The sequence below is a fragment of the Flavobacterium sp. GP15 genome (assembly GCF_014281985.1).
Taxonomy (GTDB): Bacteria; Bacteroidota; Bacteroidia; order Flavobacteriales; family Flavobacteriaceae; genus Flavobacterium; species Flavobacterium pygoscelis.
Genome location: NZ_JACFTC010000001.1, coordinates 424,628 through 447,037, shown reverse-complemented (window position 1 = coordinate 447,037; position 22,410 = coordinate 424,628). Strand labels below are relative to the sequence as shown.

General features: G+C 31.8%; 21 protein-coding genes. 12 read left to right on the top strand and 9 right to left on the bottom strand.

Annotated elements, in window-relative coordinates; genetic code table 11:
• Positions 1 to 114 precede the first annotated feature (114 nt).
• From H2650_RS02050 to H2650_RS02040, 3 genes are all read left to right on the top strand, one after another.
• Positions 115 to 2,184 (top strand): recombinase, encoded by a 2,070-nt coding sequence (locus H2650_RS02050; protein WP_188049092.1) that lies wholly within the window; start codon positions 115 to 117, stop codon positions 2,182 to 2,184.
• Positions 2,185 to 2,235: 51 nt separating this feature from the next.
• Positions 2,236 to 3,318 (top strand): DNA polymerase IV, encoded by a 1,083-nt coding sequence (dinB, locus tag H2650_RS02045; protein ID WP_188049091.1) that lies wholly within the window; start codon positions 2,236 to 2,238, stop codon positions 3,316 to 3,318.
• Between the two features lie 83 nt (positions 3,319 to 3,401).
• Entirely contained in the window at positions 3,402 to 3,917 is a 516-nt protein-coding gene (locus tag H2650_RS02040) for a PAS domain-containing protein (RefSeq protein WP_188049090.1), read from the top strand.
• A gap of 56 nt (positions 3,918 to 3,973) precedes the next feature.
• Here the strand turns inward: H2650_RS02040 and H2650_RS02035 are convergent, their stop codons facing one another.
• The 6 genes from H2650_RS02035 to H2650_RS02010 form a co-directional block, all read right to left on the bottom strand.
• Positions 3,974 to 4,744 carry a Bax inhibitor-1/YccA family protein gene (locus H2650_RS02035; protein WP_188049089.1) on the bottom strand — a complete coding sequence of 257 codons (771 nt, stop codon included), beginning with the start codon at positions 4,742 to 4,744 and terminating at the stop codon, positions 3,974 to 3,976.
• 160 nt (positions 4,745 to 4,904) lie between these two features.
• Entirely contained in the window at positions 4,905 to 6,335 is a 1,431-nt protein-coding gene (gene pyk / locus H2650_RS02030) for a pyruvate kinase (protein ID WP_188049088.1), read from the bottom strand.
• A gap of 4 nt (positions 6,336 to 6,339) precedes the next feature.
• Complete coding sequence (locus H2650_RS02025; RefSeq protein WP_188049087.1) at positions 6,340 to 6,828, bottom strand: IPExxxVDY family protein; 489 nt, start codon at positions 6,826 to 6,828, stop codon at positions 6,340 to 6,342.
• 115 nt (positions 6,829 to 6,943) lie between these two features.
• Positions 6,944 to 7,684: a ribonuclease III gene (gene rnc, locus H2650_RS02020; RefSeq protein WP_188049086.1), complete on the bottom strand. Its 741-nt coding sequence runs from the start codon at positions 7,682 to 7,684 to the stop codon at positions 6,944 to 6,946.
• Positions 7,685 to 7,690: 6 nt separating this feature from the next.
• A complete protein-coding gene (gene fabF, locus H2650_RS02015; RefSeq protein WP_188049085.1) occupies positions 7,691 to 8,944 on the bottom strand; it encodes a beta-ketoacyl-ACP synthase II in 1,254 nt (417 codons plus the stop codon).
• Positions 8,945 to 9,136: 192 nt separating this feature from the next.
• Positions 9,137 to 9,373 (bottom strand): acyl carrier protein, encoded by a 237-nt coding sequence (locus tag H2650_RS02010; RefSeq protein WP_007137004.1) that lies wholly within the window; start codon positions 9,371 to 9,373, stop codon positions 9,137 to 9,139.
• A 177-nt stretch (positions 9,374 to 9,550) separates the two neighbouring features.
• Here H2650_RS02010 and purN point away from each other — a divergent pair, with 177 nt between their 5' ends.
• Together purN and rnhA are read left to right on the top strand one after the other, a co-directional pair.
• A complete protein-coding gene (gene purN, locus H2650_RS02005; protein ID WP_188049084.1) occupies positions 9,551 to 10,114 on the top strand; it encodes a phosphoribosylglycinamide formyltransferase in 564 nt (187 codons plus the stop codon).
• Between the two features lie 97 nt (positions 10,115 to 10,211).
• On the top strand, positions 10,212 to 10,688 hold the full coding sequence (rnhA, locus tag H2650_RS02000) for a ribonuclease HI (RefSeq protein ID WP_188049083.1): 477 nt from the start codon (positions 10,212 to 10,214) through the stop codon (positions 10,686 to 10,688).
• A 56-nt stretch (positions 10,689 to 10,744) separates the two neighbouring features.
• Here the strand turns inward: rnhA and H2650_RS01995 are convergent, their stop codons facing one another.
• On the bottom strand, positions 10,745 to 11,092 hold the full coding sequence (locus H2650_RS01995) for a DUF6249 domain-containing protein (RefSeq protein WP_188049082.1): 348 nt from the start codon (positions 11,090 to 11,092) through the stop codon (positions 10,745 to 10,747).
• A 310-nt stretch (positions 11,093 to 11,402) separates the two neighbouring features.
• On the opposite strand from H2650_RS01995, the gene H2650_RS01990 reads away from it, so the two are divergent.
• The 4 genes from H2650_RS01990 to H2650_RS01975 all read left to right on the top strand — a co-directional run bounded on the left by H2650_RS01990 (position 11,403) and on the right by H2650_RS01975 (position 15,564).
• Positions 11,403 to 11,987 (top strand): RNA polymerase sigma factor, encoded by a 585-nt coding sequence (locus H2650_RS01990; RefSeq protein ID WP_188049504.1) that lies wholly within the window; start codon positions 11,403 to 11,405, stop codon positions 11,985 to 11,987.
• Positions 11,974 to 12,369 carry a hypothetical protein gene (locus tag H2650_RS01985; RefSeq protein WP_188049081.1) on the top strand — a complete coding sequence of 132 codons (396 nt, stop codon included), beginning with the start codon at positions 11,974 to 11,976 and terminating at the stop codon, positions 12,367 to 12,369. Before H2650_RS01990 ends, H2650_RS01985 begins: the two co-directional genes overlap by 14 nt.
• A 236-nt stretch (positions 12,370 to 12,605) precedes the next feature.
• On the top strand, positions 12,606 to 13,529 hold the full coding sequence (locus tag H2650_RS01980) for a PfkB family carbohydrate kinase (RefSeq protein ID WP_188049080.1): 924 nt from the start codon (positions 12,606 to 12,608) through the stop codon (positions 13,527 to 13,529).
• A gap of 136 nt (positions 13,530 to 13,665) precedes the next feature.
• Positions 13,666 to 15,564, top strand: coding sequence for an amidophosphoribosyltransferase (locus H2650_RS01975; RefSeq protein WP_188049079.1), 1,899 nt, complete (start codon positions 13,666 to 13,668; stop codon positions 15,562 to 15,564).
• A 280-nt stretch (positions 15,565 to 15,844) separates the two neighbouring features.
• Here H2650_RS01975 and H2650_RS01970 read toward each other — a convergent pair whose 3' ends face one another.
• Positions 15,845 to 16,453, bottom strand: a complete 609-nt coding sequence (locus H2650_RS01970) for a superoxide dismutase (RefSeq protein ID WP_210645509.1) — start codon at positions 16,451 to 16,453, stop codon at positions 15,845 to 15,847.
• A gap of 268 nt (positions 16,454 to 16,721) precedes the next feature.
• On the opposite strand from H2650_RS01970, the gene H2650_RS01965 reads away from it, so the two are divergent.
• A complete protein-coding gene (locus H2650_RS01965; RefSeq protein WP_188049078.1) occupies positions 16,722 to 17,723 on the top strand; it encodes a hypothetical protein in 1,002 nt (333 codons plus the stop codon).
• The gene (locus H2650_RS01960) at positions 17,683 to 19,938 is read left to right on the top strand and encodes a hypothetical protein (RefSeq protein ID WP_188049077.1); all 2,256 of its coding nucleotides are present in this window, start codon (positions 17,683 to 17,685) and stop codon (positions 19,936 to 19,938) included. Before H2650_RS01965 ends, H2650_RS01960 begins: the two co-directional genes overlap by 41 nt.
• A 9-nt stretch (positions 19,939 to 19,947) precedes the next feature.
• Here H2650_RS01960 and H2650_RS01955 read toward each other — a convergent pair whose 3' ends face one another.
• Positions 19,948 to 20,631, bottom strand: coding sequence for a ComF family protein (locus H2650_RS01955; RefSeq protein WP_188049076.1), 684 nt, complete (start codon positions 20,629 to 20,631; stop codon positions 19,948 to 19,950).
• Positions 20,632 to 20,729: 98 nt separating this feature from the next.
• Between H2650_RS01955 and H2650_RS01950 the strand changes: the two genes are divergently transcribed.
• Positions 20,730 to 22,271, top strand: coding sequence for a glycine--tRNA ligase (locus tag H2650_RS01950; protein WP_188049075.1), 1,542 nt, complete (start codon positions 20,730 to 20,732; stop codon positions 22,269 to 22,271).
• The last annotated feature ends 139 nt before the right edge of the window (positions 22,272 to 22,410 follow it).

Genomic DNA, 22,410 nt, shown 5'->3' with positions numbered 1-22,410 from the left:
ACATTAATATTCTTGATTCCAGAATTATTTCACCTTTACTTATCAATTTTTTATGAATAACTTATCGTAAATTCTTTCGCTGATTTGTATTTTTACAAAAATTGAATTCCAATAATGAAGTTATTTTTCAAAGAAAAACCAAAATCAACTGCCGCAGGTCTCCTAACTGAATTTTTCGGTGAAGCACAATCTTGGCGCGATACAAATGATGTATTAGAGCCATTAGTCGAACTTATTCGATTAATTAGACCATTGAAAATAAAAAAAGTACAGTCGGTCGATTTGCAAGAGATAATTTCTTTTTTAAAACAAAATTATTCTTGTCGAAAACAACTTTCTATATATTTAAAGGAAATTTTAAAAGACAGAAAATTTAATAAAATCCTTTCAGATGCAGCTATACTGCAAGATGTAGATTTTATTTTTGAAGTAAAGAAAAGAATTTTCGCTAAGTTTTTGCCCTATCAACCTCAAAAAGATACCTTAGAATATGTTCTAAATCAGGTTTTTTATTTAGCTAATGATGGTATATGGATCAATAGAATTCCGCTAAACCAATTGGCAGAACTTTATGATCTTTTAAAGTTCAATTCTATCTATGATAGTATGGAATCTAACTCTGCGTTGTCAGAACTATTAATTGCGGAACACTTACTCATACAACGAATAAGTGGTCGTGCCATGGAGACTGATGTTATTAAGATGGTTCCTGAATTTGATGATTTAGAAAGTCCTTTTTCTGCATTTGAAAAGGAGTTGTATTTAATTGAGGAACGAATTAGAACTTCGGATAAACATTATATAACCTCAGATGACTTGTCTTTTTCTCAATTATTAGTACTTCAAAAACAGTGTGAAGGCTTTGTTGAAAAAGCTTTTCATAACAGTTCTAAGTACGGAATTTCACTTCGAGTAAATCAAAATTTATTAAAAATCAGACAGCAATTGGTTCGTCTTAATTTTTTAATTTCTTTATTGACAGTCGATACTGAGAAGGATAAAAAGAATAATGGTATTGCATTAGCCTTACAATTAGTCAAATACAATTGTTACAAAAACAATGTCCGTAAGTTTATAGCAGAAAGTACTCAATTGATTTCTTACGAGATTACGCAACATACCGCAAAAACAGGAGAACATTACATAACAGAAAACCGTGCTGAATATTTTAAGATGTTCAAAACGGCTTTAGGAGGTGGTTTTATAGTAGGTATTTTATGTGTGATAAAAGTACTTCTATCTAAGGTAGATACTAGTTTTTTTGGTCATGCCTTTTTATATAGCATGAACTACGCGTTTGGTTTTATTACCATCTATTTATTAGGTTATACATTGGCAACAAAACAGCCCGCTATGACTGCTTCTGCTTTGATTAGAGCGTTAGAAGAAGGTGTTGGTCAAGAAGGGAAAGGAGCACAGAAACACAAAGCGTTTGCTGTTCTTTTTGCTCGAGTGTTTCGATCACAATTCATTGCTTTTGTTGGGAATGTTATTATGGCTTTTCCAGTTTCGCTATTGGGAATTTGGTTAATCGATTATTTTTTGCATTATAATATAGCGGCAACAAAATGGGAATCCTTACTTATTGATTTGAGCCCAATTCATTCTTTGGCAATTTTTCATGCTGCAATAGCAGGTATGTTTTTATTTTTATCGGGTATTATATCAGGAAGTGTTGCTAATAGAGACAAACACAATCAAGTATATTTTAGGATTACAGAACATCCTTTTTTGAAAAGAAATTTTGGAAAAATAAGAACCGTTAAACTTGCTAAACTCTATGAAAAAAGATGGGCGGGTATAATCTCTAATTTTTGGTTTGGCGTATTCATGGGAAGTACAGCATCTATTGGTTTATTTTTAGGATTGAATTTAGATGTTCGCCACATTACTTTTGGTAGTGGAAATTTGGCGTTGGCTTTGTATGGTGCTAATTATAAAGTAAGCACTTCGATGTTGTTTTGGGGTATTTTTGGAATAGGAATTATTGGTTTAGTCAATTTTATAGTAAGCTTTAGTCTTTCTTTAGGACTTGCTTTTCGTTCTCGAGCTATATCCTTGTTTGAACTTCGATTTGTAACGATTTCGATTTGGAATCATTTCAAATCAAAACCACTAAGTTTCTTTTTTCCAACAGAAAAGAAAGCTCATAAATTAAAAGTGGATAAGCACATAAATTTATAATTTATTGAGAGACTTCTAATAAATAAATGATGATTACTGAATTGGTTTATAATGCAGGATTTAATCCCAAATAGAAAAATTATACATGTTGATATGGATGCGTTTTATGCTTCGGTAGAGCAAATGGACAATCCTTTATTACGTGGTAAACCCATTGCTGTAGGTGGATCAGAAAATCGAGGTGTTGTTGCTGCGGCAAGTTATGAAGCAAGGAAGTTTGGAGTACGTAGTGCTATAAGCGGTGCATTGGCAAAGAAGAATTGTCCCGATCTAATTTTTGTTACTCCACGTTTTGAACGTTATAAAGAGATTTCAAGTCAGATTCAAAAAATTTTTCATGAATTTACAGATTTAGTAGAACCTTTGTCACTAGATGAAGCGTATCTTGATGTAACTGTAAATAAAAAAGGAAATCCTAGCGCAACTTTATTAGCTCAAGAAATTAGAAAACGCATTTTTGATACCGTTGGCTTAACAGCATCTGCGGGAGTTTCTGTTAATAAGTTTGTTGCTAAAATTGCTAGTGATTACAACAAACCGAATGGTCAAAAAACAGTAAATCCTGACGAAGTAGTTTCGTTTTTAGAAGTACTTCCTATTCGAAAATTTCATGGTGTTGGTAAAGTTACTACGGAGAAAATGTATCAACTTGGAATTTTTACTGGTTTAGATTTAAAGGATAAGTCTTTAGAATTTCTTGAAAAAAACTTTGGTAAATCTGGAAGTTTCTACTACAATGTGGTACGAGGTATTCATAACAGTGAAGTAAAATCTAATCGGATTACTAAATCAGTTGCTGCCGAAAATACTTTTGATATCAATCTTTCTTCCGAAATTTTTATGATAGAGAAGCTGGAAAGTATTGCACAGACATTAGAAAAAAGATTAAAAAAACACCAGGTTGCAGGCAAAACAATTACCCTCAAAATAAAATATAGTGATTTTACACAACAAACCAGAAGTAAAACTTTGCCCTATTTTGTTTCAGATAAAGCTTTAATTCTTGAAATTGTGAGTGAACTTTTATATCAAGAAAGAATGAAAAACTCTGTTCGTTTATTAGGTATATCTATAAGTAATTTGAATACAGAGCAAAAACAGTTTGTCGTTGTTCAGTTGAAATTTGATTTTTAGATCCTTCAACAAGGGTTAAAATTATTAAATTACTATTTTATGTTTATAAATAAAATTACATTTGATTTATAAATACACATATTATGAATGATTTTAGACATTATGAAGAGGCAGTTGCATTGTATCACGGTACTTTAAAAAACAAATCCACTCCAATTTATTGTTGGGATTTTCATAATAATTTTTTGGATGAAGTTAAAAATTTCTTTGTAGATTTTAATAAATTGACTTTAATGGCTTCTCAAAATAAATGGGCTGAAAATAAATGGGATTTAAAAAATAGTCTTAAAGAAGAAGTCGTTATTGTTACGGATGCTACATTAAAAATTGTTTTTGCATCTCATGGAATTAAGGCCATGAATGGATACAATCCAGAAGAAGTTATTGGTAATAGCCCTAGAATGTTTCAAGGTGAGGCCACTAATGCAATTACATCAAATGAAATTAGAAATGCAGTATTGCAATTGGAGCCTTTTGAGAAAACATTAATTAACTATAAGAAAAATGGTGAAACTTATGTTTGTTTGATAAAAGGTTTTCCAGTGTTTAATACTAAGGGAGAACTTAGTCATTATATTGCTTTTGAGAAAGCAGCTTAAAAAAGAAAACCTTTCCAATTTGGAAAGGTTTTCTTTTTTAAGCCTTATTGATATGATTAGTTTCTGCTATTAAGTTTAGATAACAATCTTAAAAATTCTATATATAACCAAACTAAAGTTATCATTAATCCCATTGCACCATACCACTCCATGTACTTAGGCATTTTTTGTTCGGCTCCTTTTTCTATTCTGTCAAAATCTAAAAATAGATTTAAAGCAGCAATTATGATTACAAAAACGCTAATTCCAATGCTCATCATTGAACTTCCATAATGTGCCGGTACAAAGCTAGTAAACATAGAAAAAAGCCATGATATTAAGTAATAGGTTGCTATTGCCAAAGTAGCTGCAATAACAACAGATTTAAATTGCTCTGTAACTTTTACAATTTTGTATTTGTATAATACCAAGCAAACCATAAAAGTTACAAATGTTGCTCCAACTGCTTGCGCTACAATTCCTGAATATTTTGCTTCAAATATTGCCGAAATCCCACCTATAAATAATCCTTCAAATACGGCATAACCGGGTGCTAGGTAAGCAGAGTATTGTGGTTTAAAGGCAGCAATTACCACTAAGATTAATCCAATTATTGCTCCTCCTATTGTTGGCACCATAGGATTCATTCCGTTAAAAGCCATCCACCACGTAATCATGGCAGCTGCTGTGAGTAGTAAAAATAAAATTATACTTTTATTAATTGTTCCCGAAAGAGTCATCTCCTGGTTGTAGTCAATAATTGTTGCTTGATGCACTTCCTCTTTTCTTGAAACTGCAGTTGAAAAAGTTTTGTTATTTAAAAATGGATTTTTAGAATTGAAACTCATAATTGCTTTTATTTATTGTTGGTCAAATATAAATTTTATTTTGTTTAAGACTCTATAATTATTCTTAATATTTTTAGAAAGAAATACCATTTTGTATAAATAAAAAACCGTTTTGTAATTGCTACAAAACGGTCTTAATATTCTTTTATAGGAAAGCGTATTATTCTATTTCAGAAACTCTTAAGGTATTTACCATTCCTTTATCTTTAATAGGCATCGCTGCTAGATTAATAAGAAAATCTCCTTTTTCTACAAATCCTTTTGCTTTTACGATTTCATTAATGTCAGTTACGGTATCATCAGTACTTACTGTTTTTTCATATAAGAACGAACGTACTCCCCACAATAAATTAAGTTGAGTTAGAATGCGTTTATTAGAGGTAAAAACTAAGATGTGAGCATTAGGTCGCCAAGCCGAAATTTGAAATGCAGTGTAGCCACTATTAGTAAGCGTACAAATCGCTTTTGCCTGAATTGCATTAGCCATAGTTGCAGCGTGATGACAAATTGTTTTTGTAATGAAACGTTTTGTTTTAATTTGTGGTGTGTTTTGCGGTACGTGAATTAAGGGAGAATCTTCAACTGCTTGAATGATTTGTGTCATTTTTTGAATTACCTGAACGGGATAGTTTCCTGTTGCAGTTTCTCCTGATAACATTACAGCATCAGCACCATCCATAACCGAGTTGGCTACGTCATTTACCTCAGCACGTGTAGGTGTTAGGCTTGTAATCATTGTTTCCATCATCTGGGTTGCAACAATTACAGGTATTCTAGCGGTTTTTGCTCTGCGTATTAATTCTTTTTGTACCAAAGGAACTTCGTGTGCAGGTAGTTCAACACCTAGATCACCACGCGCTACCATCAAACCATCACAGTAGGCAACAATTTTATCAATGTTTTCTAATGCTTCTGGCATTTCAATTTTTGCAATAATTGGAATTTTGTAATCTGAATGTTTAGCGATTAATTCCTGCAAATCTTGTAAATCTTCCGGAGTTTTTACGAATGATAATGCAATCCAGTCTACGTGTTGTTCAATTGCAAAAATAGCATCAGCAATATCTTTTTCGGTCATTGCCGGAAGTGATATTTTTGTATTTGGTAAGTTTACTCCTTTTTTAGATTTTAACTCTCCGCCTTGAATTACTCGGGCTACGACTTCAGATATTTTATCTGTTTCTACAATTTCAAAGATAAGTTTACCATCGTCAAGTAGTATTCTTTCGCCAGGATTTACATCATTTGGAAAGTTTTTATATTTCATGAAAACTTTTTTGGCAGTTCCCAGTATGTCTTCAGCAGTTGTAAATGTAATTAAATCGCCATCATGCACTACAACACCTTCTTCCATAACTCCAACGCGAAGTTTTGGGCCTTGCAAGTCACCAAGGATAGCTGTTGTGTATCCAAACTCTTCATTTAGACCTCGTATAAGGCTTATTTTTTCCTTTACATCATTGTAGTCAGCATGCGAAAAATTCACCCGGAATACATTTACACCAGAGTCGATCATATCTTTTATGATTTCTCTTGTGCTACATGCAGGTCCTAATGTGGCTACAATCTTAGTTTTTTTGTTTGTGAGCATTTTATTAAAAAATTAAATTGTTTTTAGATTTTATTTGTTTCTTGTCGACAATGAAAATAGTAGATACATTGTCTATGGTATTTAACAAAAGTTGTATGTTAGAGAGGTCAAGAGGTCCTTCATTATTTTCTATTTTTAAAAAATAATCTACCTTTTTTAATTCCGGAAGTAAATAGGCTTTTGTAGCCACTTCCATGGTTACATTTGAAAATAAATTTTGAGTATTTCCTTCTTTGTGCTGGATAACCTCATTTTTATTTTGAATTAAATTCCAAGTAAAGTTACTGTCATCATCATTATAATAAAATCTAGAAAAATTTATTTCTCCTTCCTTTATATTAATTTGAATGTCTTCTTCACTTTTACTTAAATTTATAGGTAGTTTTTGATTAATAAAATATGCTAAACAATAGTCTTCTAATAAAGTGTGTATAGCAATTAAATAATAATCAATTTCATCAAATTCTCCAAGATCTAGTTTTTGAATCCCCATTGCATTAAAATATAATGATGTAAATATACCATTTCTAATGATGAGTTTAGGTCTTGCAATAAGATGTTTTCGTTAATTTATGAACGATAACGTTGTAGTTTTAGTAATTTTAAGATTATTTTCGATCCATTTTTTCTTGAAATGCAAAATAGGCGCGTTGCGATGCTTTCTCTTCTGCTTTCTTTTTAGAAGTTGCTCTTGCTTTTGCAATTACTTTATCGTCAATGCTAAGTTTTACTCCAAATAGTCGTTGTCCGTCAATACCATTATCTTCAAAAATATCATAATGAAATATTTTTTTTTCTTTTTGACACCATTCTATAACTAAGCTTTTGTAGCTAATCACTTTTCCTTCTAATCGAGTGATGTCTACATAAGGTGCAACCACTCTTTTTTGTATAAATTTTTCACAGTATTCATATCCTCTATCTAAATAAATTGCACCTACGAGAGATTCAAAAATATTTCCATGCACGTTTTCTCCAAAATGCTGTATAGGAACTTTGCTCTCTATATAATGTACTAAATTTAAATCCTTACCTAGTTCATTGAGGTGTTCTCTACTTACAATTTTTGAACGCATTTTGGTGAGATATCCTTCATCGCCCAAAGGTGATTTATCGAATAAATAGGCAGCAATAACAGAACTAAGCATTGCGTCTCCTAGAAATTCTAATCTTTCATAATTTATAGGATTTCCTTCACTGTCAAGTCTATTAGCAGAACGATGTGTAAATGCTTTTTTGTAATTGTCAAGATTTAATGGTGCAAAACCGAGAATTTTCTGAATAGAATCAAAAAAAATCCCGTCTTCAAGAGAACGGGATTTTGAAAATATTTTTCTGATTATACGCATATGTAATTAGATTTCTAATTTTTTTACTAATACACAAGCATTATGACCTCCAAAACCAAAAGTATTACTCATTACAACCTTCATGTCTCTTTTTTGAGCTTTGTTGAATGTAAAGTTAAGTTTAGAATCTATGTTTTCATCATCAGTGAAATGATTGATAGTAGGAGGGACAATTCCGTGCTTTAATGATAGAATTGATGATATAGTTTCGACAGCTCCTGCTGCTCCAAGTAAATGGCCAGTCATAGATTTTGTCGAATTCAAGTTCATTGTATAGGCATGTTCTCCAAAAACGTGTAATATCGCTTTTGATTCGGCTAAATCACCAAGTGGAGTTGATGTTCCGTGCATATTTACACCATCAACATCGCTTGCTTGTAATCCAGCATCTCTCAAACAGTTTAGCATTACATTTTTAGCGCCAAGTCCTTCTGGATGTGGTGCAGTAATGTGATAGGCATCTGCAGACATTCCGCCACCACCTATTTCGCAATAAATTTTTGCGCCACGAGCGATAGCATGTTCGTATTCTTCCAGTATTAATGCTCCAGCACCTTCTCCTAAAATAAAGCCGTCACGGTCTTTATCCATTGGTCTTGAAGCTGTTTTTGGATCATCATTTCGTGTTGATAAGGCATGCATGGCATTAAAACCACCCATTCCTGCAATGGTAACTGCAGCTTCAGATCCACCCGTAACCATAACGTCAGCGTGTCCTAATCTAATATAATTAAAAGCATCAATAATGGCATTAGTTGAAGAAGCACAAGCTGAAACAGTTGTGAAGTTTGGACCTCTAAACCCGTATTTTATAGAAATGTGACCACCTGCAATATCCGAAATCATTTTTGGTATAAAGAAAGGATTAAATTTTGGTGTTCCATCGCCAGCAGCATAGTTAAGCATTTCGATTTGAAAGGTCTCTAATCCGCCAATTCCTGAACCCCAAATAACTCCAACTCTGTCTTTGTCTAGTTTTTCAAAATTGAAATTAGCATCAGCTACAGCTTCTTCGGATGTTACCATTGCATATTGTGCATATCGGTCCATCTTCCTTGCTTCTTTTCTATCTAAAAAATCTTCAGCATTGAAATTTTTCAATTCACAAGCAAACTGAGTTTTAAACTTTGAAGCGTCAAAATAAGTTATAGGTGCAGCTCCGCTTACGCCTGTAATAAGCCCATTCCAATATTCTTCAATGTTATTTCCTATAGGTGTAAGAGCGCCTAAACCTGTTACTACAACTCGTCTTAATACCATAAATTCTTTATTTTTGTTATCTTTAAAAAAATAAAACCCATGCATTCTTTACTGTACTAAATTACAAAAGAGCCATGGGTATTACAATAAATATATTTTTGATTGAACTTCAATCTCCAATTTAATTTTTTAAAAAAAAATAATAACACCCGGATTTAGAAACAGAATTTCTAAGGACCGGGTGTGAACTTATTATTTTTTAGCTTCCTCGATGTAAGAGATTGCTTGACCTACAGTAGCAATGTTTTCTGCTTGATCGTCTGGAATTTGAATATCAAATTCTTTTTCGAATTCCATAATAAGCTCTACAGTGTCTAATGAGTCAGCTCCTAAATCATTAGTGAAGCTTGCTTCTGTTACAACTTCGTTTTCGTCAACACCTAATTTGTCTACGATAATCGCTTTTACTCTTGATGCAATGTCTGACATAATCTTTAATTTTAGAATTTAATTTGTTGGCAAAAATAAAAAACTTTATTTGAAAACAACCATTAAGTTAATAAATGTGACTACTAATGTATAAAATTTATTTTAACAAAGCAGAGGCATTGCTATTTTTTTTGAAATTTTATGCGTTTTTTTGTGCTTTTAAAAGAGACTATTTATATGAAAAAAATTGTTGTTTTTGCTTCTGGATCGGGGACTAATGCTGAGAATATCATTCAATATTTTGCAAAAAAAGAAATTGCAAATGTTGTTGCCGTTTTTACAAATAATCCAAATGCGGGTGTAATTCAAAGAGCAAAAAACTACGAAGTGGCTATTCAGATTTTCTCAAAAGAAGACCTAAATGACGGTGAAGTACTACAAAAAATAAATATAATTAAACCGGATTGGATCGTTTTGGCTGGTTTTTTATTGAAATTCCCTGAAAATATAATTAAAGCCTATCCTAATAAGGTTGTAAATATTCATCCAGCTTTATTACCTAAGTATGGTGGGAAAGGAATGTATGGAATGCACATACATAAAGCAATAGTAGAAAATAAGGAAAAAGAAACGGGTATCACGATTCATTACGTTAATGAAAATTATGATGAAGGTGCTATTGTTTTTCAACAAAAAGTGCTTGTAACAGAAGAAGATACAGCTGAGGACGTGGCTTCTAAAATTCATATACTGGAGCAAAAATATTTTCCTGAGGTTATTTTGGGTTTGTTAAATGAATAATTTAAAGAATTTTGATTGAATTTTAAAGTATATTCATTTTAATAGATCGTCAAAAAAAGCAATAGTAATTCAAAGGCTTTAAAGTCTAATAAACGATATGGAATACGACGTACATATATATACTGATGGCGCTGCAAAAGGCAATCCTGGCAATGGCGGTTACGGTGTGGTAATGGAATGGGTTGGTAAGCCTTATAAAAAAGAATTCTATGAAGGATTCCGTTTGACTACTAATAATAGAATGGAATTGTTGGCTGTTATTGTAGGTCTTGAAAAACTTAAAAATCCTAATACAAGAGTATTGGTGATTTCAGATTCTAAATATGTGGTCGATTCTGTAGTTAAAAAATGGGTTTTAGGTTGGGAGAAAAAAAAGTTTGCAGATCGGAAAAATTCAGATTTGTGGAAACGTTTTCTAGTAATTTACCGAAAGCATATAGTTGATTTTAAATGGATAAAAGGTCATAACAACCATCCGCAAAATGAAAGATGTGATGAGTTGGCGGTAATGGCTTCTATGCAGGCGAAACTTTCTGTTGATTCCTTTTATGAAAACACCGCTTCTAAGGAATAAAAAAAACGTATCAAAAAGATGTTTTGATACGTTTTTTTTGTCAATTCTTGCTAAATTTATTCTTTGTCTAAATTTTTGGCGTTATGAAATCCTGCGAGTAAACCCGCTCCAGCCATGATAAAAATAATTGAAGGATAAACGGCATTGTCATTTAAAGAGGTATAAGTTGTAATTAGTAAAGCAATAAAAATTCCGATGCCACTTCCTATTAATAAGAAGGCTAGGTTTATTGTAAAAATCTTCCAAGTCGAGAGGCTATTTTGTTGTCCTTTAAAAAAAATACTGGCGTCTATTCCTTTTTCTATAAGAGCTAAACGTTCTCTGTTTCTAGTAGAATATAAGAGATATATAATCCCGAATATCATTAGAAAAAAACTTATGGGTACTAAAATTTCTGCTATCATAATAATATGTTTTAAATGATTGATATTCCATATGACGACACTATCTTAACTTGGGTTACAACTTTTAAAAAAAAATGTAATTTTGAAATTCAAGTTACTACAATTATAAAAAAAACAATACATAAATCACACAAGCAATATTTTGCACTATTGTTGAATTGTAATCTTCCTTAATAATAGGATTTTTATTCTTTATATAAATAAAAGTTTGGTTTAATGTTTTATTAGAAAAATACAAGGATTTTACTTTTTGGGTTGAAATTTTGAATTAATTGTAACCTTGATGATCTAATTGTCGTCTTATTGGGGTATGGGTACTTTTAATGATCAGCATTATATCGATTTAATTCTAAAAGGGCAAGCAAATGAATTTGCTGTTTTGGTCGATCGTTATAAAGACATGGTTTTTTCATTGGCATTAAAAATGGTTAAAAACAACGAAGAAGCTGAAGAAGTAGCTCAAGATACCTTTATCAAAATTTATACTTCTTTGAAAAAGTTTAAGGGAGATTCTAAGTTTTCTACATGGATTTATAAAATTGCATACAATACTTGTTTAGATCGTTTGAAGAAAAGTAAAAAAGAGGAAAATAATATTTCAATAGATGAATTTTCGATAGATTTAATTAAAACAATGAGTAATGCTTTGAGTGTTTTAGAGGATAAAGAGCGAAAACAAACCATTAAAGATTGTTTGAATTTATTGCCAAAAGAAGATAATTTTCTGTTAACTCTCTTTTATTTTGATGATCAAAATTTAGAAGAAATAGCGAAAATAATGAATATTACGGCTAATAATGCTAAAGTAAAATTATTTAGAAGTCGGCAAAAATTAACAATTATTCTTAAAGATAAATTGCAATTAGAAAGATTAGAATACTATGAAAGAGATTGATAAATATACAGAAGATCTTGTTGATAAAATGATGAGCGAAAGTTTTTTAGTGTCACCATCTGTTGACTTTACTTCACGAATAATGAATCAGGTTTTAGTAGCTGAAAAAAGTAAAATTAAAGTTTATAAACCTTTAATTTCCAAATCTACTTGGGTATTCATAGGTTTAGGTTTGATAGCTTTATCGATTTATTCTATTTTTGATTCAAGCGATATTGTTTCTTTAGGAACACCTAAAATCTATTCGGATAAGTGTTCTGCTCTATTTTCTGGATTACATTTCTCTAAGAATATTTTATATGCGATTTTAATAGTTCCTTTTATGGTTTTAATTCAAATCGGAATATTAAAAAATTATTTTGATAAGAAGTACGATTTGTAGTGTGTTTTCATGAATATTTTATAAAATTTTTTAAGTGTAATTTTATAAAAAAAACTTGTTTTTTAAATCAATTAAATATATTTTGAGCATATGAATTAAATCATATCAATATGTTCATTTTCAGTAGTGTTGATTCTTAAATTATGTTTATTTTTTTATGATAATTTTGAGAATATAAACCTTTGCAATTTTATTACTTATAAACTATCTTTGCGCCTTAATTCGAAACGTATATAATGAATAAATTATTGATTGTTGGAACTGTAGCTTTCGACGCAATTGAAACTCCTTTTGGAAAAACGGATAAAATTTTAGGTGGTGCGGCAACTTATATAGGACTATCTGCCTCTTTTTTTAATCTGCAATCGGCTATAGTTTCTGTAGTTGGAGACGATTTTCCACAAGAATATCTAGACTTATTAACATCAAAAAATATTGACATTTCTGGTCTAGAAGTAGTAAAAGGAGGAAAAACTTTCTTCTGGAGTGGTCGTTATCATAACGATTTAAATTCAAGAGATACATTAGATACACAATTAAACGTTTTAGCAGATTTTCAGCCAAAAGTACCTCAGGATTATAAAAATTCAGATATTGTGATGTTAGGAAACTTACATCCGTTAGTTCAAAGCAGTGTTCTGGATCAGATGGAAACTCAGCCAAAACTAGTAGTATTAGACACTATGAATTTCTGGATGGATTGTGCTTTGCCAGAATTATTAGAGGTAATAAAACGTGTTGATGTAATTACAATCAATGATGAAGAGGCGCGTCAGCTTTCTGGAGAATATTCTTTAGTTAAGGCTGCGGCTAAAATACACACTATGGGACCTAAGTACGTGGTGATCAAAAAAGGAGAACACGGAGCATTATTGTTTCACAATAAAGAAGTTTTCTTCGCGCCTGCTTTACCATTAGAAGAGGTCTTTGATCCAACTGGAGCAGGAGATACTTTTGCAGGAGGATTTGCGGGTTATATTACACAGAGTGAAAATATTTCATTCGACAATATGAAAAATGCAATTATTCAAGGTTCTAATTTGGCTTCCTTTTGCGTAGAGAAATTTGGAACTGAAAAAATGGTTACTCTTCAAAAGAGTGATGTTTTGTCAAGATTGCAACAGTTCAAATCATTGACACAATTTGATATAGAATTATAATATAGAAAAGCCTCGGAAACGAGGTTTTTTCGTTTAATAAAAAAGCAACTAACTGCGCCCTTTTTAGCAAGAGTGATCAATGCTAATTATTACAAATTTATTTTTAGAATAACACAACAATTACAAAACACAAACAATGAGCGACGCTTTAAAACACGAATGTGGTATAGCCCTAGTAAGACTACTCAAACCGCTTGAATTTTACAAAGAGAAATACGGAACTGCATTTTACGGAATCCAAAAAATGTATCTTCTTATGGAAAAGCAACACAATCGAGGACAAGATGGTGCTGGTTTTGCAAGTATAAAATTAGACGTAGAACCTGGGGAGCGTTATATTAGTCGTGTTAGATCTAATGATTCGCAACCTATTCAAGATGTATTTACGCAAATAAATGATAGAATAAACGAAGAATTAACCGCTCATCCAGAATATGCTGACGATGTAGCGCTTCAAAAACAAAAGATCCCGTATTTAGGAGAATTGTTTTTAGGACATGTTCGTTACGGAACTTTTGGTAAAAACAGTATCGAAAGTGTTCATCCCTTTTTACGTCAGAATAATTGGATGCATCGCAATCTTATTTTGGCAGGAAATTTTAATATGACTAATGTCCAAGAACTTTTTCAAAGTTTAATCGAATTGGGTCAGCATCCAAAAGAAATGGCAGATACCGTAACGGTAATGGAAAAAATCGGTCATTTTCTAGACGATGAAGTTACAGATTTATACCAAGAATGTAAAAATGAAGGGTTAAATAAAAGAGAAGCTTCGCCTGTTATTGCGGAACGATTGGATGTAGGGAAAATTTTAAGACGTGCTTCTAAAAATTTAGACGGTGGTTATGCTATGGCTGGACTTTTAGGACATGGTGATGCTTTTGTTTTTAGAGATCCTGCTGGGATTCGTCCTGCTTATTTTTATCAAGATGATGAAATCGTAGTTGTCGCTTCAGAAAGGCCTGTAATCCAAACCGCATTTAATGTTCCTTTTGACAAAGTGCAAGAAATTGAGCCGGGAAGTGCATTAATAATTAAGAAGAATGGAACGATTACTATGGAAGAAATTCTAACACCAACCGTTAGAAAATCGTGTTCTTTTGAGCGTATTTATTTCTCTAGAGGAAGTGATGCAGAAATTTATCAAGAAAGAAAAACATTAGGAAGGCTTATTCTTCCAGCAGTTTTAAAAGCAATAGATCAAGATACTGACAATACGGTTTTCTCTTATATTCCCAATACTGCCGAAACTTCATTTTACGGATTAGTAGAGGCAGCACAGGATTTTTTAAATCAAAGAAAGAACAATTATATTCTTAAAAATAGAAATACATTAACTAAAGAATCTTTGCAGGAATTATTAGCGGTAAAAATTCGTACTGAAAAAGTCGCTATTAAAGATGCTAAATTGAGAACTTTTATTACAGAGGATAGCAGTCGCGATGACTTAGTAGCTCACGTATATGATGTTACTTATGGTGTGATAAAACCGACTGATAATTTAGTGATCATCGATGATAGTATTGTTCGTGGAACTACGTTAAAAATGAGTATCATAAAGATGATGGATCGTCTCAATCCAAAGCGTATAGTAGTTGTTTCATCGGCTCCACAAATTCGTTATCCAGACTGTTACGGAATTGACATGGCAAAGATGGAAGGATTGGTCGCTTTTAGAGCTGCATTAGCGCTTTTAAAAGAGAGAAACTTATACCATATAGTTGATGAGGTTTATGCTAAATGTAAAGCGCAAGAGAATTTTGTTGATACTGAAGTCATAAATTATGTTACAGCTATATATGCTCCATTTGAGCCGCAAGAAGTATCAGATAAAATTGCTGAAATGCTTAGTTCTCCTGAGATTAAAGCGGAGGTTAAAATTATTTTTCAAACAGTTGAAGATTTACACATAGCTTGTCCTAAGAATTTAGGAGACTGGTATTTTACAGGCGATTATCCAACTCCTGGAGGAAACAGAGTTGTAAACCGAGCTTTTATGAATTTTTATGAAGGAAAAGACGCACGAGCTTACTAAAAATTAGCGCTAATTGTTTTTAATCGGATATACAAGTTGTTTGTCTGATATATTTGGTAACAAACAAGAACTACTATAAATTTAGGTCACCATAATATTAGTAGGTTAAGTTTATGGTAGATTTGGGGCAAAAAAGGTGGAAGTAATTCCACCTTTTTTATGCAATAAACTCAAGTAAAATTTAAGGTATAAAAAAAGTCGAATGAACAAATTAGTTCATTCGACTTTTTTATGTTAAAGTAGCTATAGTTTTATATCTAAAACGAAGCTTTTGCCTTAATTACTTTTCTAAAGCAAATCTTTTTGCTACTTCAGTCCAGTTAATTACATTGAAAAATGCTTCGATATAATCTGGTCTTCTGTTTTGATAATTCAAGTAGTAAGCATGTTCCCAAACATCCATTGCTAAAATTGGAGTTCCGCCACAACCAATTCCTGGCATTAATGGATTGTCTTGATTTGGAGTTCCGCAAACTTCAACTTTTCCGCCTTTGTGAACACAAAGCCAAGCCCATCCAGAACCAAATTGAGTAGCTCCAGCTTTACTAAAACTAGCTTTGAATTCTTCGAAAGTTCCAAAAGCAGCTTCGATTGCAGCTAATAAATCACCAGTTGGTAATCCGCCACCGTTTGGAGCCATAACTGTCCAGAATAGATTATGATTATAAAAACCACCACCGTTGTTACGAACAGCCATGTTTTTCATGTCAAGATTAATCAAGATGTTTTCTATAGTTTTGCCTTCCATATCTGTTCCTGCAATAGCAGCATTCAAATTAGTGGTATAAGCATTATGATGTTTCGTATGGTGGATTTCCATTGTGCGAGCATCAATATTTGGTTCTAATGCATCGTAAGCATAAGGTAATTGTGGTAATTCAAAAGCCATAATATGATTGTTTAAATTAATGTAAAGTATTATTTTATTCAAATTTAGACATTTAAGTTTGGAATCGGAAATTCTATTTTGTTATAATTTCATTAAATTAATTGATAGTTGCTTCGTTTTATTAGGATAATAATTGATAATCAGTCCGTTTTTAATTTTTAACAGCATTTTTATTCGTTTATATTTAGGATAAAAATCATTGTATTTCTGGATTCATTAAAGCAATTTAAATCACTATTTTTGTAGCTAAAATAACCCTATAATTTTTTTGAAGAAATATTTAATCATATTAACTTTTTTGTCTTTATTCATTTCTTGTACCATAAGAGAGGTGCCATCGGCTGCTTTTTATTATTGGAAAACGATTTTCAAATTGTCTAAAATAGAAAAGCAATGCTTAAGGGATAATCATGTAAAAAAAATATATGTTCGTTATTTTGACATCGATTTAGATGATAAACGACAGCCTTTTCCTGTTACGGCTATTCGCTTTGAAACAGTAACAAATGGTTTTGAGATCGTTCCAGTTGTTTACATTAAAAATAAAGTGATGCTTAATGATAAACTTGACATTAAAGTTTTAGCTCAAAAAACATATGACTTTGTTAATCAGATAAATATTAAAAATAAAATTAAGATTCAAGAAATTCAAATCGATTGTGATTGGACGTTGAAAAGCCGAGATACTTATTTAAGTTTTATAGATCATTTTAAAGCTATTTCTGGTAAAACGCTTTCAGCAACAATACGTTTGCATCAAATAAAATATTTTGCAAAAACTAAAATTCCTAATGTAGATAAAGGAGTTTTAATGTACTATAACATGGGAGTGATAGCACCAGATTCTTTAAATTCTATTTATGATAGAAGTATCGCGAATCGGTATCTTGAAAGTTTAAAAAAGTATCCTTTAGAAATAGATGTTGCTCTACCAATTTATTCTTGGGCAGTGCACATTCGCGATCATCGTGTCATTGGATTGCGAAATAAAATTGATGTTTCGAACTTTAAAAAGGATCCAAATTTTGATTTTAAAAATAAAAACTATTTTACTGTAAAACAGTCTAACTATAAAAAAGGTACATTTTACAAAGAGAATGATGTGCTAAAATTAGAGTCAATTTCTCAGGAAAATTTGTTAGAAATGGCAAAGGATTTAAATTCTAATCTAAAACAAATACCTAAAGAAATTATATTTTACGATTTAGATGAAATTAATATAAAAAATTATGAAAAAGATATCTTCCAGCAAGTTATTACTCGTTTTTAGTGCGATTGGCTTATTTGTATATTCGGTTATTTATGCCTGCAGTGATAATGGAGATTGGGGTTGGGCTTTTGATTCTAATTTTACTCCAGAAACATTTGTAGACAAATCCTATACACCACTTTTTTTATCCTCTGATGTGTTTTATGGTATTGGTTTCGATCAAGAACACAACACCAGATTTAACGATGACATCGTTAGTGATTGGAGCGCTTATCTAAAAGGAAGTCTATCCGAAAAAGAAGTTAAATTCTTTTTGGTAGATTCGAGCGCAACAACTGTAGCCAATATTTATTCGTTTTTAAGCACAAAAAAATCGAATGCCAGCGTCACAAAATGGTCTAAAATGATCAATTTAGAAGATAAAAAGATTTATAATTTTATGGAGTTTCTCTACAATGCCCAAGCTATAGAAACCGTATCTATAAATAAGGATTATTGGAGTTATGAATCTCAAAAAGTAGTGTTTTATAATGACGCAAGACGTGTTAAGAATATTGAGCGTTTGTACAATGAAACTAAAGATCCCTTTTTAAAAAATAGGTATTGGTTGCTAACAATTAAAGCAAATTTTTATAGTAACAATAAGAAAATTACAGATTCTTTTTTTCAGAAAACAGAAAGCACCGTTCCTAAAAACACGCTGTATTATAGAGCACTTTCTTATTTGGCAGGATTAGAATATAGAAATCATAATTACGCGAAATCGAATTATCAATATGCGCAAGTTTTTGATAAATGTCCACGATTACGAGTAGTTGCTGCGTATAGTTTTCATCCTTATGATCAAAAGGATTGGAATCAATCTTTAGCAATGGCTAAGAATAATGACGAAAAAGTGGCGCTATGGTCGGTACAAGGATATTATGGAGACGAAATAAAAGCCATTCAAAATATAGTTGATTTAAATCCCAAAAGTGAACATCTTGAGTATTTATTGACACGATTGATAAACAATCAAGAAAACAAAATTGACAAGTCATTCAAAGACAGAACAGTTTTTCAAAACAAGCAAATAGTTAAAGATAGTATTAATAAAACAGCACTGAATTTAGTGACAACTATTGCTGCTACCGATGCCACTTTAAAACCTTATTTATGGAATATTGCTGCAGGATATTTAGAAACGCTGAATGGCAATTTTGCTCAAGCAGATAAAAAATTTAGTGCTGCAGAAGCCAAAATGCCTAAAACTCCTTTGGCTGTGAGCCAATTGAGATTGCTTCGATTCGTGAATAATTTGAGTAAAATGGATAAGATTAATGCAGCCTCAGAAAAAATAATTATTTCCGATTTGAATTGGTTGTATTTTGAATTGCCTAAACTGAATTTAGAGAATTTTCGTTACGAAAATGCAACTGCTTGGAGTAAGAGTTATATTGCTGCTTTGTATAAAGCGCAGAAAAACAAAGTTATGTCAGAGTTATTTTCTAAAGAAGCCGATTTTTATGATAATGAAAAAAATATTGAGGAAATGAAGTCCTTTTTGTCTAAAGGAAATAAGATTGCCATTGAAACTATAGCAGAGAAAATTTACGATTTAAATTTATCTAAAATTAGTAAATACCAGGCAGTTACGGCCACTTTTAAAAATAAAATTCCCGAAGCAATTGGTTTTATGAAGGAAGCGGGAGACTTGCAATATTTAGTTTTTTATGGCAATCCTTTCAACGGAAAAATTAAGGATTGTCACGATTGTGAACATGTAGAGCGTCAAAAAAAGAAATACAATCAAATAGAGTTTCTTACCGCAATGCAACTTATGCAGGACAAAATAGAGAAGAAAGAAGAGGTGTATGAAAACGCCTTATTATTAGGGAACGCCTTTTATAATATTACTCATTTTGGTAACGCTAGAATATTTTACGAAGGTAGCATTCTAGGTTATGGTTCGAGTCCTTATGAATTTAAAGATAAAATAAAACAAATAATTACAGATTGCTCGCTGTCAAAAATGTATTATCAAAAAGCATTACAAGCTGCTAAAAATGACGAGCAAAAAGCTAAATGTTTTTACTTATTAGCCAAATGTGAGCGCAACGAATTTTATAATAAAAAATATTACACAGCTAATAATTGGTGGGATATCAAAGACGATGGAATTAATTTTTTAGCTTGGAATGGATTTCAAAATTTAAAAAACAACTATTCTAACACCAAATATTATCAAGATGTGATAGCCGAATGTGGCTATTTTAACACTTATATAAATCAGTAAATTATAAAACTAGGAATGTGCCATTGCCATACAAACAATACTAATTTTAGCACCCGGAATTTTTAGTAAGGCTCTAGAACAGGCCTCCAGAGTAGAGCCTGTAGTTAATACATCATCAATCAATAGGAAGTGTTTGTTGTGATCTTTTTCTGAAAATGAGACATCAAAAACAGTTTCTATTCCCTCTGTTCTGCCTAAAAGTGTTTTCTTAGATTGTGTTTTAGAATACGTATTTCTAAATAATATATGTTCCTCATAATTTCGGTTTAAACTAAAAGAGAGTGCCTTTCCAAAAGTAGTTACTTGATTGTAACCTCTTTCTTTTAGTTTTTTTCGATGCAAAGGAACCGGAATAATAACATCTACTGTTGCCAAGGATTTTATGTCTTTTAAATCCTCAGCGTACCATTCGCCAAGTATAGTTCCTATTTCCTCATGTCCTTTGTATTTTAAATTATGAATGAGTTGTTGTACGATCCCTTTTTTATGAAAATATAAGAGTGTAGAAGTATAAATAACTGGAATCCTGCCATAAAACTTCTTGAAAGCATCGTTTTCGGGATTCAAATGGTGGTTTGTCAAAGGAAGATTGTGTCTGCAACTCGTGCAAATTACAATTTCATTGCTGATCAAAATAGCGTTACAACCCGAACACACTTTTGGAAAAAAGAGATTAATGATGCTTTTAAACATATAATCAGAGATTTAATTGTAAAAATAAACAAATCAGTGGTTCAAACTTCAACTAATTCCTTTTTTTAGTAGTGTACTTTTTATATTTTTGCAGTACTATGGCAAAACAAGAAGATTTATTTAAGAATGTAGTTTCGCACGCAAAAGAGTACGGATTTATTTTTCCGTCAAGCGAAATCTACGATGGTTTAAGTGCAGTCTATGATTATGCACAAAACGGAGTGGAGTTAAAAAAGAACATACGCGAATACTGGTGGAAAGCGATGGTTCAAATGAACGACAACATTGTGGGGCTTGACTCTTCAATTTTGATGCATCCTACAACTTGGAAAGCTTCTGGTCACGTAGATGCGTTCAACGATCCATTGATAGATAACAAAGATTCAAAAAGACGTTATAGAGCGGATGTTTTGATTGAAGATTATGCCGAAAAGCTAAATCAAAAAGCAATCAAAGAAATCGAAAAAGCGCGTACACGTTTTGGAGAAGCTTTTAATGAAGCTGAATTTATTTCTACTAATGCAAGAGTAATCGAATATAAATCGAAAGAAAGAGAAATTCTGGAAAGAATGGGACGTTCGCTTGGTAATGAAGATCTAGAAGATGTAAAAGCATTAATAGAAGAACTTGAAATAGCTTGCCCAGAATCAGGATCAAGAAACTGGACTGAGGTAAGACAATTTAATTTGATGTTCGGTACAAAACTTGGTGCATCATCTGATACTGCAATGGATTTATACTTGCGTCCAGAAACGGCACAAGGTATTTTTGTAAATTTCTTAAATGTACAAAAATCAGGACGAATGAAAGTTCCTTTTGGTATTGCACAAACCGGAAAAGCCTTTAGAAATGAAATTGTTGCAAGGCAGTTTATTTTCCGAATGCGAGAGTTTGAACAAATGGAAATGCAATTTTTTGTACGTCCAGGCGAAGAAATGAAGCATTACGAATTCTGGAAAGAAGCCCGTTTAAAATGGCATTTGTCTCTTGGTTTAGGAAGAGAGAATTACCGTTTTCATGATCATGAAAAATTAGCGCATTATGCAAATGCTGCAGCAGATATCGAATTTAATTTCCCATTTGGATTTAAAGAATTAGAAGGTATTCACTCTCGTACTGATTTTGATTTAAAAGCACATGAGCAATTTTCAGGCAGAAAATTACAGTATTTTGATGCTGAATTGAACCAGAATTATGTTCCTTATGTAGTAGAAACTTCAGTAGGATTAGATAGAATGTTCTTGGCTGTTTTTGCTACTTCCTTAAAAGAAGAAACATTAGAAGACGGTTCAACTCGTACAGTATTGAAATTACCATCAGTTTTGGCTCCTACAAAAGCAGCCGTTTTACCTTTAGTAAAAAAAGACGGTTTACCAGAAATCGCTCATAAAATTATTGAAGATTTAAAATGGGATTTCAATGTGGCTTATGATGAAAAAGATGCTGTAGGAAGACGTTATAGAAGACAAGATGCTTTAGGAACACCTTTTTGTATTACTGTAGACCATCAAACGATCGAGGATCAAACGGTAACGATTCGTCATAGAGATACGATGAAACAAGATCGTGTTAGTATTTCTGACTTGAAATCAATCATTGAAGACGAAGTTGCAATGAAAAATTGGTTGATGAAAATGTAATTAAACCTTATTTTATAATAGAAAGGCTTTCCGTAAAGGGAAGCCTTTCTTGTTTATAAGACAATATAAGTGCTTCGAAATTCAGCTTAATTCATTGTCTTAATTGGCATGCATTTTAGGTGTTGTTATCAAAACAAAT

What these genes read in the sequence shown, in the direction of transcription:
- H2650_RS02050 (WP_188049092.1), top strand. Translation starts at nt 115, where the DNA reads ATGAAGTTATTTTTCAAAGAAAAACCAAAATCAACTGCCGCAGGTCTC.
- dinB (WP_188049091.1), top strand. Translation starts at nt 2,236, where the DNA reads ATGCAGGATTTAATCCCAAATAGAAAAATTATACATGTTGATATGGAT.
- H2650_RS02040 (WP_188049090.1), top strand. Translation starts at nt 3,402, where the DNA reads ATGAATGATTTTAGACATTATGAAGAGGCAGTTGCATTGTATCACGGT.
- H2650_RS02035 (WP_188049089.1), bottom strand. Translation starts at nt 4,744, where the DNA reads ATGAGTTTCAATTCTAAAAATCCATTTTTAAATAACAAAACTTTTTCA.
- pyk (WP_188049088.1), bottom strand. Translation starts at nt 6,335, where the DNA reads ATGCTCACAAACAAAAAAACTAAGATTGTAGCCACATTAGGACCTGCA.
- H2650_RS02025 (WP_188049087.1), bottom strand. Translation starts at nt 6,828, where the DNA reads ATGGGGATTCAAAAACTAGATCTTGGAGAATTTGATGAAATTGATTAT.
- rnc (WP_188049086.1), bottom strand. Translation starts at nt 7,684, where the DNA reads ATGCGTATAATCAGAAAAATATTTTCAAAATCCCGTTCTCTTGAAGAC.
- fabF (WP_188049085.1), bottom strand. Translation starts at nt 8,944, where the DNA reads ATGGTATTAAGACGAGTTGTAGTAACAGGTTTAGGCGCTCTTACACCT.
- H2650_RS02010 (WP_007137004.1), bottom strand. Translation starts at nt 9,373, where the DNA reads ATGTCAGACATTGCATCAAGAGTAAAAGCGATTATCGTAGACAAATTA.
- purN (WP_188049084.1), top strand. Translation starts at nt 9,551, where the DNA reads ATGAAAAAAATTGTTGTTTTTGCTTCTGGATCGGGGACTAATGCTGAG.
- rnhA (WP_188049083.1), top strand. Translation starts at nt 10,212, where the DNA reads ATGGAATACGACGTACATATATATACTGATGGCGCTGCAAAAGGCAAT.
- H2650_RS01995 (WP_188049082.1), bottom strand. Translation starts at nt 11,092, where the DNA reads ATGATAGCAGAAATTTTAGTACCCATAAGTTTTTTTCTAATGATATTC.
- H2650_RS01990 (WP_188049504.1), top strand. Translation starts at nt 11,403, where the DNA reads ATGGGTACTTTTAATGATCAGCATTATATCGATTTAATTCTAAAAGGG.
- H2650_RS01985 (WP_188049081.1), top strand. Translation starts at nt 11,974, where the DNA reads ATGAAAGAGATTGATAAATATACAGAAGATCTTGTTGATAAAATGATG.
- H2650_RS01980 (WP_188049080.1), top strand. Translation starts at nt 12,606, where the DNA reads ATGAATAAATTATTGATTGTTGGAACTGTAGCTTTCGACGCAATTGAA.
- H2650_RS01975 (WP_188049079.1), top strand. Translation starts at nt 13,666, where the DNA reads ATGAGCGACGCTTTAAAACACGAATGTGGTATAGCCCTAGTAAGACTA.
- H2650_RS01970 (WP_210645509.1), bottom strand. Translation starts at nt 16,453, where the DNA reads ATGGCTTTTGAATTACCACAATTACCTTATGCTTACGATGCATTAGAA.
- H2650_RS01960 (WP_188049077.1), top strand. Translation starts at nt 17,683, where the DNA reads ATGAAAAAGATATCTTCCAGCAAGTTATTACTCGTTTTTAGTGCGATT.
- H2650_RS01955 (WP_188049076.1), bottom strand. Translation starts at nt 20,631, where the DNA reads ATGTTTAAAAGCATCATTAATCTCTTTTTTCCAAAAGTGTGTTCGGGT.
- H2650_RS01950 (WP_188049075.1), top strand. Translation starts at nt 20,730, where the DNA reads ATGGCAAAACAAGAAGATTTATTTAAGAATGTAGTTTCGCACGCAAAA.